Genomic DNA, 13,522 nt, shown 5'->3' on the forward strand with positions numbered 1-13,522 from the left:
ACTGACGGTTCAGAGTTTTCAGATCGTATCGAATCGTATCCATAGGGGTATAGTCCCGCAATTCGATCCAGTTGTCAAGAGCGTATTTGGCGATCTTCATAGCATCCGCCTTATCGGTCTTGACCTTGCGGAGAGAGTTATTGCCGTACTCCTTGATGAGCAAAGGGTTGACCGCCGAGACATAGAGTCCGGCTTTGTGGAGAACCGTGGCGATACTCTCATAGTAGCGCCCAGTGTGTTCCATGACAACCCGTGTTTCACCCTCGATGGATTTGAGCTGCTCTGCCAGAGCTTCCAAATCTTCTGCGTTGTGGCGCACATCAAAGGGCAGCTTCACAACCTCACCAAAAGGACGAAGGACAGCGACCGTACTCTTTCTGCTGGAAACATCAATACCTGCTGCGTTCATGTTCCTCACTCCTGAAAAGAAATTGCAATGGACAAAGCCATTCTACCCATTGCTGATTCTATCTGTTTGGTGACACGAACACACGGCTCTACCTGCACAAATCGAACGCTGCGAATAGGAGGATGGCTGACTGACTCAATAACGGGCATGAAGCCCTTGGAGGTTTGGGTCAGACCATTACTTTCCTATTCTAACAGCTTAGGCAACGAGATGTCCCATGCCTATGGCTGGCTACCATAAACCAAGGGGCAAATATATAGTAACAGGACGGGACAAACCATGGCAAAATACGAAAGACAACTGACTGGTGACTTTGACGTTGTGCTTGGCCGTCTGTTTGACGCGGTGATGAACGGCAGCATGTCTGCCTCTTATGAAGATGGGAGCGACTGGGACGCCAACGGCGTGCGCTGTGCGGTGCGCGTGTTTGAGCGGTACAGCTGGATGGGCGGCAACCGTGTGAGCATGAACCTGACCCTTGTCGGCCATGGAAGCAGCCTGTTCCTGTCGGCGATCACTTCGGGCGGCAGTCAGGCCGTGTTCTGGAAGGTCAACACCATGGGGGAGGAGAGCTTTCTCGAAACCATCATGCCGGTGGCGGAGGAATACGCCGCAGGGAGGTGAACGCGATATACTGGATCTGTTTTGGAGACAGCGCCAAGGGCTGCCTTGCCATGGCGCGCGAAGCGTTAGAACCTTCTTTGGATGAGGAACATATCCTTGCGCTTTCAGATAACTATGCGCAAGGCGATATCCGTGACGTGACCGACCGTGCCGCGCGGGCGGATATCCTGATGCCGTGGCGCGGCGAACCGGAGCTGGACGGCAAATGGCAGACGGAATATCAGGCGCGGCACTGGGCGGCGCTTCAGCAGCTGGACGAGGTCGACGAAGCTGTCATTTGGTATGCGGGTGGCAATCCGTGTGAGCAGTGCGGTCTGCGGTATGTGGTCAGCCGCCTGCAGCAAAAGCATATTCCGGTGTGGGTGGTCGAGGCGGACCGTATTCCAGCAGATGTGCTTGCAGCCTGCAAAGCGTCGAAGGAGGTGATCGGCGGCGCCACTGCCGTTGTGGTGATGACGGATAACCGTATGCTGAACCGGCTGCTGCGTTATGTGCCGCAGTGCATTTTGCGGCGGTATGCCGCGCGTATGGAACGTCGGCGGCAGCAAAAACGCATGCAAAACGGCAGTGTGCAGTATGGCGGGATCGGTGAAATCGAGCCGCGCGCAGCGGCGTATTTCTATCAGCGCCGCCGCCGGCTGACGGAAACCGAACAGGCGCAGCTGCTGGCCGACTGGAAATGTTTGCGGGAAGAGAATGCGCCCCTGCGCGCGATGGCGGACGGCAGGGTGCGGTCCGTACCGGCAGATTTTTATGATGAAATCATTTTGTCCTGCGCCCCGGAGCAAACACAGCCCGCGGCGCAGACAGTCGGCCGTGCGATTGGAAAAATTGCCTTAGAGCAGGAGAATCATGTGGGCGATATGCTGATATTTGACCGTATCCGCGCTTTGGCGCGGGCGGGACGGCTGGAAATCGTACACGATGCGCCGACCTATCGGGAAATGACCATCCGTAAATGCGGGGGTTGACAGGACAAGGGAAATATGATAATATCTTTAACAAGATAAAGCGATAAAGGAATGATCCTTCGATATGACCAACCGATTTAGTATCTCTACCCCCGAGGGAACACGGGATCTGCTGTTTTCCTCCTGCCGTGCTCTGCGGCAGACCGAAAACGCGATCCGGTCGGCGCTCGAGGGCTGCGGCTTCAGTGAGATCATCACACCTGCCGTGGAGTATTTTGATGTGTTTGCGCAGGCTAATCCGGAGTTGGATCAGGAGCAGATGCTCAAAGTGATCGACCGCTCGGGGCGGATCTGCGTGGTGCGGCCGGATAATACCACACCGATCGCCCGCATTGCCGCCACACGGCTGACCGATACCACCCTGCCCGTGCGGCTGTATTACAGCCAGAAGGTGTTTCGCTCGGTAGCGGCAGGGCAGGGGCATAAGGGTGAATTCCTGCAGGTCGGCGCGGAGCTGATCGGTGCAGACGGGCTGGAGGCCGATAAGGATATCCTGTCCGCCGCCTTTGCGGCGCTGGCCGGTGCAGGGGCAGACAGCTTCCGTATCGAGCTGGGACATGCGGAGATCTACAAGGCGCTGATCGAGGAGCTGGGCGCGGACGCGGCTGCGGCGGAAGGCATCCGCCGTCTGATCGAAAACAAATCCTTTGCGGCATTGGGAGATGCGCTTGCGCCTTACGGCGAGCGGCCCGCAGCCAAGGCACTGCGCGCCATGCCGCAGCTGTTCGGCGGCATTGAGGTGCTCGATGAGGTGGAAGCGCTTACCGGCAATGTGCGCGTGCTGGGCGCGGTGTCCTATCTGCGGCGGCTGTACCGCGCACTGGATGCGGCAGGATGTGGCAGCCGGATCATGCTGGATCTGGGTTTGGTACATGAGATGGATTACTACACCGGCGTGATGTTCCGCGGCTATATCGGCGGGGCGGGTGCGGCGATCCTGTCGGGCGGGCGCTACAATGCGCTGTGTGCCAAGTTCGGGCGCGACCTGCCTGCGGGCGGCTTCGGCATTGATGTGGAAAGCGTAGCGGAAAGCCTGACCGGTGCGCAGTGTACCGCAGCGGCGACCCGGCGGGATTCCGTGCGCATTGCGCTGACCAAGGGACGGCTGGAAAAGAAAACGCTTGCGCTGCTCAAAAATGCAGGATATGATATTTCTGAACTGGAAGCCGGTTCGCGCAAATTGATCTTTACCCTGCCGGATACCAAAATCGAGATCGTGCTCGCCAAGGCGGCGGATGTGATCACCTATGTGGAGCACGGTGTGTGCGACATGGGCGTGGTCGGTAAGGATACGATCATGGAAAAGGGCGGCAGCTTTTACGAAATGGTCGATCTCGGCTTCGGCAAATGCCGGTTTGCGCTGGCGACCAAAAAGGGGAAGGACGTATACGGCGGCTACAAAACGCCGGTTATTGCAACCAAGTATCCGGCGGTGACCCGTGCGTTTTTCGCCCGCAAGAATATGGATGTGGAGACCATCAAGATCGAGGGCTCGGTCGAGCTGGCGCCGCTGCTGGAGCTTGCGGATGCGATCGTTGATATCGTGGAAACCGGTACGACACTGAAGGAGAACGGGCTGGAGGTTATCGAGGATGTCGCGCCTATCTCGGCGCGCGTGATCGTCAACCTTGCCTCAGCCAAAATGAAGAAGGCGGCGATCCAGCAGGTCATTGCCGAGTTGGAAAGCGGTTTGGATAATTGAGAATTGAGAATGGAGCGGGAAGGGCTGCGGTGCAGCTTTCCGTTCCATGGATGCCAAGTGAGGAGCAAGCAGATGTTTTTGAAAACCGTGCTGGCGGACGGACAGGCAGAGCAGGCCGTCCTTCGGGAAATGCAGGCGCGCGCAGCAGGCGCGCGCGGCGATATTGAGCAGACGGTGCGCCGTGTGATGGACGACGTGCGGACACGCGGCTGGGATGCGGTGGTCGAGTATGCCGAACGGTTTGACGGCCGGGCGCCCTACCGCGTGGAGCCGGCTGTGCTGGAGGAAGCGTATGCGGCCTGCGATCCGGTTTTGATTGCCGCGCTGGAAAAAGCCGCCGCCAATATTCGGGATTATCACGAGCAGATGCTGGTCAAAAGCTGGGAATGGCAGCGCCGCCCGGGCGAAACGCTCGGACAAACCGTGCGCGGGCTGGCGCGCGTCGGCATTTATGTGCCGGGCGGCACAGCGGCCTATCCTTCCAGCGTGCTGATGAACGCCATTCCCGCCAAAGTGGCGGGGGTAGGGGAGCTGGTCATGGTCACCCCGCCGACCGACAACCTGAGCCGCGAGGTGCTGGCTGCTGCCAAAATAGCAGGCGTGGATACGGTGATCGCGGTCGGCGGCACGCAGGCCATTGCCGCATTGACCTACGGTGCGGGCATCATCCCGCAGGTGGATAAGATCGTCGGCCCGGGCAACGCCTATGTGGCGGTGGCCAAGCGTCTGGCATTCGGCACAGTGGATATTGACATGATCGCCGGCCCGTCCGAGGTGCTGGTGATCGCCGACCATACCGCTAACCCGACATGGGTCGCGGCAGACCTGCTCAGTCAGGCTGAGCACGATAAGCTGGCTTCCGCCGTGCTGCTGACCGATTCTATGGCGCAGGCGCAGGCCGTTTCGTGTGAAATGGAGCGCATGGCGCGGCAGCTTCCCCGGTGGGAGATCATCGCGGACAGTGTGGCGAATTACGGCTGTGCGATCGTGTTTGACGATCTGGCAGATGCCTGCCGCGTAGCGGATCTGGTCGCGCCCGAACATCTGGAGGTTGTCACCGCCGCGCCGCGCGAGCTGCTGCCGCTGCTGCACAACGCGGGCGCGATCTTCCTCGGGGCATATGCGCCCGAGCCGCTGGGCGATTATATGGCGGGACCCTGCCACGTGCTGCCGACATCGGGAACGGCGCGGTTTTTCTCCCCGCTGTCGACCGATACGTTCTTGAAGAAAACAAGCATGATCGAATACACGCGCGGTGCGCTGGAAGGCTATGCGCAGGATATCATTGCACTGGCACAGAGCGAACATCTGGACGCGCACGCAAATTCGGTTGCCGTGCGCTTTGCGGAGGAAGTACAGGATGAGAAACGCTGAGATCAAACGGAAAACCAAAGAAACGGATATTTCGCTTGCCCTTGATCTGGAGGGCGGCGCGCGGGAGATCGACACAGGGATCGGCTTTTTTGACCATATGCTCAACAGCTTTGCGGTACACGGCGGTTTTGGCCTGCGGCTTACCTGCAAGGGCGATCTGGAGGTGGACGGTCACCACACCGTGGAGGACTGCGGCATTGCTCTGGGGCAGGCGCTTGGGCAGTGCTTGGGCGACAGGGCAGGCATCGCCCGCTTCGGCGAGGCCTTTGTGCCGATGGATGAGGCGCTTGGGTTTTGTGCGCTTGATATTTCGGGGCGTCCCTATCTGGTGTTTGATGCGCCTATGCCGCAGACCGTGTGCGGGCAGTATGACACTTGCCTGACGGCCGAGTTCATGCGTGCGCTCAGTGTCAACGCGGGGCTGACGCTGCACTTGAAGGCGGAATACGGCGACAATGCCCACCATATCACGGAGGCATTGTTTAAGGCGCTGGCACGGGCGCTGCGGCAGGCCGTTGCCGTAACGGGCGGCGGTGTGCTTTCCGCGAAGGGGGTATTGTAACGTGGATATGATGGAACAGCTGAGCTGGCTGTGCATTCTCGGCATCATTGTGGCGGGGGTGATGAACCTGCGCCACACGGAGAGTACGCTGGTGGTCCGGCAGGATCTGCACGATCTGGTGCCCAAGGAGCAGGCGGACCGGTATCAAACCGGGATCGGTGTGGTGTACATCGTGTCGGGCGTATTGGCTGCCTTGGTCAATCTGCTGGTAAAGGAGGGCCGGGCACTGCTGTTTGGCCTGATGGGTGCAGTGCTGGTGCTGTTGGTTGGCACGGTTGTATGCAACCGCAAGTATTTGCCGCATGATAAGAAAAAATGAGCGGCTTCGTGCCGCCCCGCAGGAGGAGCAGCGGATGAAAAAGACACGGGTTGGAATGAAAAGCAAAACAGCAGCGCGGAGCCACAAAGCATGAGCGCGGTGCTTGCAGTTGGCTTGGGCGGTGCGTTGGGCGCAGTCGGGCGCTATGGAATCAGTCTGCTGCCGCTGAAAGGCGCGTTCCCGTGGCTGACTTTAGCAACCAATGTATTGGGTGCGCTGCTGATCGGCTTTGTAGCCGGTGCAGCGGCGGAGCATGCGGTATCACCCAATATGGAGCTTTTTTGGAAAACCGGCGTGTGCGGTGGTTTTACCACCTTTTCGACTTTTTCGATGGAGACGCTGCACCTGCTGGAGGAAGGCCGCATGGCTGCCGGGCTGCTGTATGCAGGCCTGAGCGTAGTGTTATGCGTTGCCGGTGTGTATGTGGGTAACCTGGTGGCGCACATGCTGCTGCGGCGCGGCGGATGATCCATTTGGACAGACAGAGGATATGGACATGAGTTACATTGCAATTGTAGATTACGGCGCGGGCAATCTGATGAGCGTGCACAATTCGCTGGATTTTCTGGGCTGCGAGAATAAGATCGCGGACAGCCCTGCGGTCATCGAAGGGGCATCCGGTGTGATCCTGCCCGGCGTCGGTGCATTCCCGGATGCGATGGACGCACTGCATGCTTCCGGGCTGACCGATGCGGTGCTGGCTGCGGCGGCGGAAAAGCCCTTTCTCGGCATTTGTCTGGGGATGCAGATGCTGTTTGAGCAGTCGGACGAAGTGCGGTCCTGTAAGGGGCTGGGGCTGCTGCCGGGGCGGATCGGCCGCATCCCAACCAAACTGAAGCTGCCGCAGATCGGCTGGAACAGGCTGGAGATCCTGCGTCCCAACGCAATGACGGAAGGGCTGCAGCAGGGGGATCATGTGTATTTTGTGCACAGCTTTATGGTGTTCCCGTCCCGGGAGGAGGATTTGGCGGCGGTGACCGATTACGGAACGCGCGTACCGGCGATGGTCGCGCGCGGCCATCTGTTCGGCTGTCAGTTTCATCCGGAAAAAAGCGGGACAGTCGGCCTGCATATGCTGAAAAACTTTGTAAACTTGACGGAGGTAGGACAATGATCGTTATTCCTGCGATTGACTTGAAGGACGGACAGTGCGTGCGCCTGCAAAAGGGCGATTATGATACCGTGCACAAGGTGGCGGAAGACGCGGTGGAAACCGCGCGGCGCTTTCTGGCTGCTGGGGCGCGGATGATCCATATGGTCGATTTGGACGCCGCCAAGGATGGCGAGCGCATGAATTACGGCGTGGTTGGGCGCGTGATCCGCGAAACCGGCGCAGCTGTGGAGCTGGGCGGCGGCATCCGTTCGATGCAGGATATCGAGCGTGTGCTTGCGTTGGGCGTACAGCGGGTCATCATCGGCTCGGCAGCCGTGCGCAATCCGCCGTTTGTAGTTGAGGCAGTTAAGGCATATGGAGATCGGATCGTGATCGGTGTGGATGCCAAATCCGAAACCGTGCGTACGGACGGCTGGCTGGGGGACAGTGGTGAAAATTATATCGCCTTTGCCGAGCGGATGGAGTCCTATGGGGTGAAAAACATTATCTTTACGGATATTGACAAGGACGGTATGCTGGCCGGTCCCAACTTCGATCAGCTGGCGGCACTGCGGGCGTCGGTGTCCTGCAAGCTGGTGGCTTCGGGCGGAGTATCTACCGTGCAGGACATTTTGCGCCTGAAAAAGCTGGGGATCGAAGGCGCGATCGCAGGCCGCGCGGTGTATACGGGCACGCTCGATCTGGCAGCGGCGATTCGGGAGGCGGAGTGATGCTGGCAAAACGGATCATCCCCTGTTTGGATGTAAAGGACGGCCGCGTGGTCAAGGGGGTCAACTTTGTCGGCATGCGGGATGCGGGCGACCCGGTCGAGCTGGCCAAGTTTTACTCTGCGGAGGGCGCGGATGAGATCGTTTTTCTGGATATCACCGCGACCAGCGACGAGCGGGATACCATTGCGGATGTGGTGCGCCGCACCTGCCGCGAGGTGTTCGTGCCGGTCACGGTAGGCGGCGGCATCCGCACGGTGGAGGATTTCCGCGATATCCTGCGTGCAGGCGCGGATAAGATATCGGTCAACTCTGCGGCGGTCAAACATCCGGAGCTGGTCAGCGCGGCGGCGGCGCGATACGGCAGCCAGTGCGTGGTGGCAGCGATCGATGCCCGCAAAACCGGAACAACGCCGTCCGGCTTTGAGGTATACGTGGCCGGTGGCCGCACGCCGACCGGTCTGGACGCGGTTGCGTGGGCGGAAGAGGTCTGTGCGCGCGGCGCGGGAGAGATATTGCTCACCTCGATGGATCGGGACGGCACAAAATCTGGGTTCGATTTGGAATTGACACGCGCGGTCACGGCGGCGGTCGGTATTCCGGTGATCGCTTCGGGCGGCTGCGGTTCGCTTGAGCATTTTTCCGAGGTGTTTGAGCAGACCGGCTGTGACGCGGCGTTGGCCGCCAGCCTGTTTCATTATCGGGAGTTGACCGTGCGCGAGGTCAAGGAGCATCTGCACGGCAAGGATATACCGGTCAGGCTGTAACGAGAAAGGGGGCGGGATAGAGAGTGAAAAATGAAGAATGGCAGCGACCCGCAGCGCGCGATGCCCTGATCGGCGCGGCGTGCCGTTTGCTTCCTTCTCCATTCTGCATTTTCCATTCTCTGTTAGTGCTATGGAGCTGAGTAAATTTTTTGTCAAAGGGGAACTGATTCCGGTTATTTGTCAGGATGAGCGCAGCGGTGAGGTGCTGATGCTCGGCTATGCCAACGAGGAGGCGCTGCGCCTGACAATGGAAACCGGCACCGCGTGGTTCTATTCCCGTTCACGGCGCAAGCTGTGGAACAAGGGAGAAACTTCGGGGAATTTCATCTATGTCAGCCGGATCCTGTCCGACTGTGACGATGATACCCTGATCTACAGCGGCATACCCAAGGGACCGGTCTGCCATACGGGCAGCCGCACCTGTTTTTATACCACCCTGTGGGAAAGAGGGTGATTGCTGTGACCATGGTTTCGTTGCTGATGTTGATTGGCGGTATTGTACTGGTGGGCGTGCTGATTGCGGTGATCGTACTGCTGGCCGCGCGGCGGTAAAGGAAAAAGGAGCGTAAGGATGAACGCATTTGAACAAATGGAGGCTGTGATTGCGCAGCGCAGGGCAGAGCCGCAGGAGGGGTCGTATACCTGCTACCTGTTTGAGAAGGGGCTGGATAAAATTCTGAAAAAGGTTGGTGAGGAATGCGCGGAAACGATCATCGCGGCCAAAAACGGCGATAAAGCCGAGCTGGTGGGCGAGATCAACGATGTATTCTATCACCTGATGGTGATGATGAACGAATGTGGGGTATCGCTTGCCGATGTGTGTGAGGAAATGGATCTGCGCGCATGCAAGATCGGCAACCTGAAACAGTTCCACGTATCCGATCATAATACCTGAAAAGCGAACATTTGCCTTTCCTGCGCCGTGTTGTTTCTGAAACGGAAATAACACGGCGTTTGCTGTCAGAAACCGGGCGGCACATTCGTATGGTATGCAGAAGGAAAACTGCTGTTCTGAAAAAGATTGCAACCAATCGGCGGTGCAGGGACTCTTATAGACAGAGGGGATTCAGCAAATCTTAAGATTTCTGTGGATGGAATATTAAGAAATGCCTGTTATACTGAACGCATGGAAACGGCAGGATATGCCGGGGCGGAGCCTGTCGGGAAAGGAAAAACGATTATGACAACACGGTACATACAGATCGAGCGCAGCACTGCGCACGAAGCGGCAGACACAATGCGCAGAACGGCGCCCAAGCCGGTTGCCCGCCGCCGGCGAAGAACAAAAAAACGCCGCCGGCCTGTCCGCCTTTTGCTGGCGCTGCTGGTACTGGCCGCAGTGGCATGGGTTGGCTTGCGTTTTGCGGACGGTGCACGGGCAGAGGCGGACTGGGCGGCGCGCGGCATCGGCGTGCAGGAAGGTACGGCGGCGGCGATCACCCGGCTTGCCCATCAGGATCAGCGGGTGCATGATATTCTGGATGCGCCGGAAGCGTATCCGGCCGCCTATCTGGATTTGCTGGCCCGCAACAGTGAAACGCTGGATTTTGTGCTCGGTTATCCCGCGCACCATGGCGATGCACCCGCCCAAAGCCTGACGGAACCGCTGGATACCGTGCCGCTGCTGCTGCAGTGGGATATGCGATGGGGCTATCAGCCGTATGGTGAGAGTACGGTTGCGGTGAGCGGCTGCGCCCCGGTCTGTGTGGCGATGGCGGCAAGCCATCTGACCGGAAACGCTGCGGTAACACCGTACCGTGTGGCGCAGTATGCGGCGCAGCAGGGGTATTATGTCCCGGGACAAGGGACAAGCTGGTCGCTGCTGTCCGAGGGCGCGTCCGCTTTTGGGATCACCTGCCGGCAGCTTTCGCCGGATAAGGCGCAGATCGATGCGGCGCTTGACGCAGGGCATCCGGTGATCTGCTCGATGGCGCCGGGTGATTTTACGACCGAGGGGCATTTCATTGTGCTGTACGGCCGTACCGAGGACGGGTATTTGGTGCGTGACCCCAACAGTATTGCCCGCAGTGAAAAAACATGGAGCTTTGACCGCCTTTCCGGGCAGTTTGCTGCACTTTGGGAATGCACGGCGGCAGGATGATCGGGCTTGTACGGCACGGCAAAATGTGATATGCTTTCTCTGAGGTGAAAGCATATGCGGAGAAAGGACAGAGAGATTACCGGCCGGGAGGATTTGGAGGCAGTGCTCCAACGGTGCCGCACCTGCCGTTTGGCGATGACGGCAGAGGGATGGCCGTATGTGATCCCGCTCAATTTTGGCTATACCTGGGGAGAGGATGGCTTGACGCTGTATTTTCACAGCGGTATCAAGGGGAAAAAACTCGATGCCCTGCGCGCCGATCCGCGGGTCTGCTTTGAGATGGATACCGAGGATGGGCTGACTGGTTCGGGCGATATCGCCTGCCGGTACAGTTATGCGTTTTCTTCGATTGTCGGCTACGGCCGTGTGGAGTTTGCGCAGAATAACGAGGAAAAACGGCAGGGCTTTGATATCATCATGCAGCACCTGACCGGACGGGGCGGTTGGTCGTATACCGATGCGGCGCTTTCCGTAGCTGAGGTGTTCCGCGTGCACGCAGATTCGCTGGAGGGTTCGCGCAAGCAGCAGTAAGAAGAAAATAATACAGGCGGCCGAGGGAGGATACCCTCGGCCGCCTGTGTTTGGTATGAAAAAGGGATAGTACCGTGCGCGGCGGGATAAACTGATGCTGTAAAGCAAACAGCATGCCGGGAAAGGGGAGCGGTAGGGATGCAGCGCAGGGGACGGTACGGTCTGGCAGGTGATCTGGCCTGCGATGTGCTGGGCGGAATACTGTATGCGGCAGCATTGCAGACCTTTGCGCGCGGCGCAGCGTTTGCACCGGGCGGTGTATCCGGATTGGCGCTGCTGCTGCATCATTTGTTTGGTCTGCCGATCGGATTGACGGCGGCGGCGCTCAATTTGCCGCTGTTTGCCCTCAGCTATCGGCTGATCGGCAGACGTTTTCTGCTGCGGACAGCACGCAGTATGGTTAGCTGCACCTTTTTTCTTGATGTGGTGTTTGCCCGGCTGCCGGCCTATACGGGTGACCCCTTTCTGGCGGCGCTGTACGCCGGGGTGCTGCTGGGATTGGCGCTGGCAGTTCTGTATGCCCGCGGCTCGTCCTCGGGCGGGATCGATTTGATTGTGCTGTCGGTCAAGGCGGTGCGCCCGCATGTTTCGACCGGGACGGTGATGCTGGCAGTGGATGCGGTGGTCATCCTGCTGGGGTGGCCGGTGTTCGGACAGGTGGATGCAGTGCTGTATGGTCTTGCAGCAACCGCTGTTACGTCGCTGACGCTTGACCGCATCCTGTACGGTATGGGGGCGGGAAGGCTGATATTCATTATCACCGGGCAGGGCGTGCGCGCCGCTGCCGGGATCGCGGCAGCATGCGGCCGCGGTGCGACCATCCTGCAGGCCACCGGTGCGTTTACCGGAAAGCCACGCACGGTTTTGTTATGTGCCTGCGCACGGTCAGAGGCTTACCGCGTGCGTGCAGCGGTTTATGCGGAGGATCCGGCCGCATTCGTGATGATTACCGAAACAAGCGAGGTGTTTGGCGAGGGATTTTCCGCGCCGCCGTAAGCAGCACGTCCCTCTGCCCTGCAGAAAAGGGCACGGCAAATGCAAATGAAACAGCATATGCAAGCGCCGTGTTCGATAGAACACGGTGCTAAGAGAGGGTGAGGGCATGCACCTTAGCTTTTGTTTTTTGTACGTGATCCGCGAAGCCCAAGCACCGTTTTTTAACAGCCTTGTGCGTGAATTTGGTCAGCTCCAGAAGGATGCGGCCATGCGGCCTGCTTCCGCTTCGGCAGCGGCCAACAGGGCTTCGGGATCATTGCCGACAATGTCCAGCCCTTGCGCGGCGAGGGTATCAAACCGTCCGCTGGAAAGCAGCCGGCACAGGGAGTTCAGATAAGAGGAGGCGTGATCGATCAGCACGGGATCGCTGTCATCCACATAGCCGCCGCGTGTGGTTACATAAACAAAGCGCTGCATGGCGCAGTCGCCGACCGGACGGCCTTCCGGCGTATAATGAAAGGTCAGGCCGGTGACACAGACACGCTCCAGATAATTGCGTACCATGGATGGAACGCTCATATCCCAGAAGGGACAGGCGAGTACCACGGCGTCCGCCTGACGGAATTGGTTGGCCAGTGCGAAAAAAGGCAGATCAAACGCGCCGGCTGCGGAGAGCGCATCTCGCTCGACAATGTCGGCCGCATTGCAGGGGGTCAGGTGCAGCGAAGGCAGTGCGAGGACTTCGATCTCGGCATCCGGAATCTGGCTGACCAGACGCTGTGCCAGACGCAGCGAACGCGACTGGGCGCCGCGGATGCATCCGTTGACAAACAATACTTTTTTCATGATCGGTTCACTCCTTTGGTAGCTTTATCATAGCACAGCAACGTGCGGAAGACAAGGCGAAAAAACCGATTTCAGATAGTCCTTATTAGGATTAAATGAGGGCGGTTGCGGCATAAGAAAAGATGGGAATAGATCCATCGGCTTTTCTTGTTGAAAAAGCGTCTTATCGATGCGTACCGGCAACCTGTGCGGCGGCGCATGAAACAGCATTTTTGCCGCAAATGCACAAAAGCTGAGGGGTGTACCTCAGCTTTTGTTTTTCTTGTGTGTGATCCGCGAAGTCCAAACACAGATTGTCGGAAAAAGGCAGTTTTTCGAAAGTCTCAGCCGGGATGGATATGATCCGCCCCTGTCAAGGTAGACCGGAGAAATAAATAAAATATAGTGCGGTTATGCTCGCCGTTTCCTTTTTCGGGAACGGTGAGCTTGTTTATGCAGCGAACTTTTCTTTGTATTTTTGAATACGCTTATTTTCAGGAATGGGATACAGTGCAGGAGTATCGGAGTTTAATGCCTCCGTGCGGACTTCCATCGGAGTGCGGGTTTCAAAGCGCTCCTG

The 13,522-nt window shown here is 58.4% G+C and carries 17 protein-coding genes; 15 read left to right on the plus strand and 2 right to left on the minus strand.

Features of this window, described 5'->3' with window-relative positions:
* Positions 1-409: IS110 family transposase (locus T363_RS0112410; RefSeq protein WP_031476312.1), on the minus strand; the 409-nt coding region annotated here is incomplete at its 3' end.
* A gap of 279 nt (positions 410-688) precedes the next feature.
* Between T363_RS0112410 and T363_RS0112415 the strand changes: the two genes are divergently transcribed.
* From T363_RS0112415 to T363_RS0112495, 15 genes are all read left to right on the plus strand, one after another.
* Positions 689-1,033 carry a DUF6054 family protein gene (locus T363_RS0112415; RefSeq protein WP_031476314.1) on the plus strand — a complete coding sequence of 115 codons (345 nt, stop codon included), beginning with the start codon at positions 689-691 and terminating at the stop codon, positions 1,031-1,033.
* On the plus strand, positions 1,030-2,004 hold the full coding sequence (locus T363_RS0112420; RefSeq protein ID WP_031476316.1) for a DUF3658 domain-containing protein: 975 nt from the start codon (positions 1,030-1,032) through the stop codon (positions 2,002-2,004). Before T363_RS0112415 ends, T363_RS0112420 begins: the two co-directional genes overlap by 4 nt.
* Before the next feature lie 64 nt (positions 2,005-2,068).
* Positions 2,069-3,706 (plus strand): ATP phosphoribosyltransferase regulatory subunit, encoded by a 1,638-nt coding sequence (hisZ, locus tag T363_RS16850; protein WP_078097041.1) that lies wholly within the window; start codon positions 2,069-2,071, stop codon positions 3,704-3,706.
* A 72-nt stretch (positions 3,707-3,778) separates the two neighbouring features.
* Positions 3,779-5,080: a histidinol dehydrogenase gene (gene hisD, locus T363_RS0112435; protein ID WP_031476318.1), complete on the plus strand. Its 1,302-nt coding sequence runs from the start codon at positions 3,779-3,781 to the stop codon at positions 5,078-5,080.
* A complete protein-coding gene (gene hisB, locus T363_RS0112440; RefSeq protein WP_031476320.1) occupies positions 5,067-5,642 on the plus strand; it encodes an imidazoleglycerol-phosphate dehydratase HisB in 576 nt (191 codons plus the stop codon). Before hisD ends, hisB begins: the two co-directional genes overlap by 14 nt.
* A 1-nt stretch (position 5,643) precedes the next feature.
* Positions 5,644-5,961 carry a hypothetical protein gene (locus T363_RS0112445; protein ID WP_031476322.1) on the plus strand — a complete coding sequence of 106 codons (318 nt, stop codon included), beginning with the start codon at positions 5,644-5,646 and terminating at the stop codon, positions 5,959-5,961.
* A 90-nt stretch (positions 5,962-6,051) separates the two neighbouring features.
* Positions 6,052-6,429 carry a fluoride efflux transporter CrcB gene (gene crcB, locus T363_RS0112450; protein ID WP_031476324.1) on the plus strand — a complete coding sequence of 126 codons (378 nt, stop codon included), beginning with the start codon at positions 6,052-6,054 and terminating at the stop codon, positions 6,427-6,429.
* A gap of 28 nt (positions 6,430-6,457) precedes the next feature.
* On the plus strand, positions 6,458-7,075 hold the full coding sequence (gene hisH, locus T363_RS0112455; RefSeq protein WP_031476326.1) for an imidazole glycerol phosphate synthase subunit HisH: 618 nt from the start codon (positions 6,458-6,460) through the stop codon (positions 7,073-7,075).
* The gene (hisA, locus tag T363_RS0112460; protein WP_031476328.1) at positions 7,072-7,785 is read left to right on the plus strand and encodes a 1-(5-phosphoribosyl)-5-[(5-phosphoribosylamino)methylideneamino]imidazole-4-carboxamide isomerase; all 714 of its coding nucleotides are present in this window, start codon (positions 7,072-7,074) and stop codon (positions 7,783-7,785) included. The genes hisH and hisA overlap by 4 nt, the downstream gene beginning before the upstream one ends.
* Positions 7,785-8,549, plus strand: a complete 765-nt coding sequence (gene hisF, locus T363_RS0112465) for an imidazole glycerol phosphate synthase subunit HisF (RefSeq protein WP_031476330.1) — start codon at positions 7,785-7,787, stop codon at positions 8,547-8,549. Before hisA ends, hisF begins: the two co-directional genes overlap by 1 nt.
* Positions 8,550-8,679: 130 nt before the next feature.
* Positions 8,680-9,003 (plus strand): phosphoribosyl-AMP cyclohydrolase, encoded by a 324-nt coding sequence (gene hisI / locus T363_RS0112470; protein WP_031476332.1) that lies wholly within the window; start codon positions 8,680-8,682, stop codon positions 9,001-9,003.
* 117 nt (positions 9,004-9,120) lie between these two features.
* Positions 9,121-9,444 (plus strand): phosphoribosyl-ATP diphosphatase, encoded by a 324-nt coding sequence (hisE, locus tag T363_RS0112480; RefSeq protein ID WP_031476334.1) that lies wholly within the window; start codon positions 9,121-9,123, stop codon positions 9,442-9,444.
* Positions 9,445-9,729: 285 nt separating this feature from the next.
* Positions 9,730-10,650 (plus strand): C39 family peptidase, encoded by a 921-nt coding sequence (locus tag T363_RS0112485; RefSeq protein ID WP_242840278.1) that lies wholly within the window; start codon positions 9,730-9,732, stop codon positions 10,648-10,650.
* A 54-nt stretch (positions 10,651-10,704) separates the two neighbouring features.
* A complete protein-coding gene (locus tag T363_RS0112490; protein WP_034972376.1) occupies positions 10,705-11,181 on the plus strand; it encodes a pyridoxamine 5'-phosphate oxidase family protein in 477 nt (158 codons plus the stop codon).
* A gap of 138 nt (positions 11,182-11,319) precedes the next feature.
* Positions 11,320-12,177 (plus strand): YitT family protein, encoded by an 858-nt coding sequence (locus T363_RS0112495; protein WP_031476340.1) that lies wholly within the window; start codon positions 11,320-11,322, stop codon positions 12,175-12,177.
* 186 nt (positions 12,178-12,363) lie between these two features.
* Here the strand turns inward: T363_RS0112495 and T363_RS0112500 are convergent, their stop codons facing one another.
* Positions 12,364-12,963, minus strand: coding sequence for an NAD(P)H-dependent oxidoreductase (locus T363_RS0112500; protein ID WP_031476342.1), 600 nt, complete (start codon positions 12,961-12,963; stop codon positions 12,364-12,366).
* Between the last annotated feature and the right edge of the window lie 559 nt (positions 12,964-13,522).

The organism is Agathobaculum desmolans ATCC 43058, assembly GCF_000701665.1.
GTDB lineage: Bacteria > Bacillota > Clostridia > Oscillospirales > Butyricicoccaceae > Agathobaculum > Agathobaculum desmolans.